Consider the following 1,702-nt stretch of genomic DNA (forward strand, 5'->3'; position numbering starts at 1 on the left):
CTTAAGACGTGTATAATTAATTGCTTAGGCAAGTGCTTCTTTGGAAAATTCCTTCGGAATTTTCTCTGGTCCGTAAAAGTTTACTAAATTAGCTACCTAACCACGCAACTAACCATACACAAACACGTTAGGCATAATTATAACGAACATACAGACAATGATAAAAAACATTTTGACCATCGCAATATTATCGATTATATTCTCGAGTTGTGCTTCCCGTAAATATGTGAATTACCTAAAAAACAATGTGGAAATTGTAGAAATGAAAGACTCATTACAATTTGCAAGCTTAAACACAGATTTCTACAGTAATGATTTGTTTTTTGTAGGAGAAATTCACGAAGTAGAAACATCACCAAGAATTGATTTTGCAATGTTTACACAGCTTAATGAAAAAGTAAATATTGAGTTATATCTTGCAGAAATGGATATTGCCCAAGCATATTATTTGCAAAAATATATTGAAGGCTCAAATGAAATAGAATTAAAAGACATTTTAAAAAATTGGGCGATTTATATTGGAAGTATATCCGACCAATATCGAAATAAGTGGGTTAAATTAAGAGAATATTATACACAATTACCTGAAAAATCTAAATTTCAAATCGTTGGATTAGACAAAATTGCTGATTACACCTTGTTGAGAAAACTTGTCGAAGAAAAAATACCCGAACAGTTTCTAACCGAATTACCAACAGATGACGAAAAATGGAGTGTTTGGTCATCAGAAAATTTAGATAAAATAATAAAATCAGGTTTATTAGAAAATAACTCTATATCCATACTTAAAGACATACAATTCAATATAACAACCAACTCAAAAATCAAATCTCGAGACAAATTTATGTTTGAAAACTTTAAAAGGTATCACCTCGAAAAAGAATGGAAAGACAAAAAAATATATGGTGGATTTGGTTTTGCTCATACTTTACAAGCATACGACTACACTTTAGCGGGTCGAATTAAAAAGGATACATTATTGCCTTACAAAAATAAAATGATAAGTATGAATGCACTTTATGTTGACTCACGATTAACTGTTCAAAGTGCTGCTCTTCCAAAATTTTTACAAGATAAAGGCAGAGATTTTACGAGGTTTAAATTTTCATACGATAATAGATTATTTATGTACATAAAAGGAATTGCTGATTATAAAAAAGTCACAAGACCAAATACCATTAGTTTAATAAAACTTGACTCAAAAGACTCGCCTTATTTATACTCTGCAAGAGGAACAAAGACTAAAAGATTAATACCAATTTGGGAAGGATTTGATATTATTGAAGGTACATCAACAACCGACTATGCACAATACGTCTTTTTCGTAAGAAATGCTGATTGGATTGTACCTGATAAAAAATAACTATGCCTAACAACGTATATAAAAAATAGCGGTTTAAGTGCTTAAACGAAAATTAATTTTATAAAATTAAGGTCAGTTATAATCCGAAAAATTAGCGCTTAAAATCCGCTACTTTTCATATACAAGACCGTTATAAAAAATAGCTTGAAAATTGTAACTTTCAATAAACTGTTTTTATCTAAACATAAATCATTGGATTTTTTTCTTACTCAAATCGGAATAAAATAATCACATATTCTGATCACTCAATTCTCGAACTGAATTGTTCACGCAACAAGTAACCCTAAAAAACTTTTCAGATTAATAGGAACATAATAAGTTATTTACGAAATTCAGTTC

At 29.4% G+C, this 1,702-nt stretch carries 1 protein-coding gene; it reads left to right on the forward strand.

Features of this window, described 5'->3' with window-relative positions; genetic code table 11:
- Positions 1–262 precede the first annotated feature (262 nt).
- Positions 263–1,363, forward strand: a complete 1,101-nt coding sequence (locus tag KO494_RS14020) for a hypothetical protein (RefSeq protein ID WP_215968257.1) — start codon at positions 263–265, stop codon at positions 1,361–1,363.
- The last annotated feature ends 339 nt before the right edge of the window (positions 1,364–1,702 follow it).

This window comes from Lacinutrix sp. C3R15 (assembly GCF_018860825.1).
Taxonomy (GTDB): Bacteria; Bacteroidota; Bacteroidia; order Flavobacteriales; family Flavobacteriaceae; genus Oceanihabitans.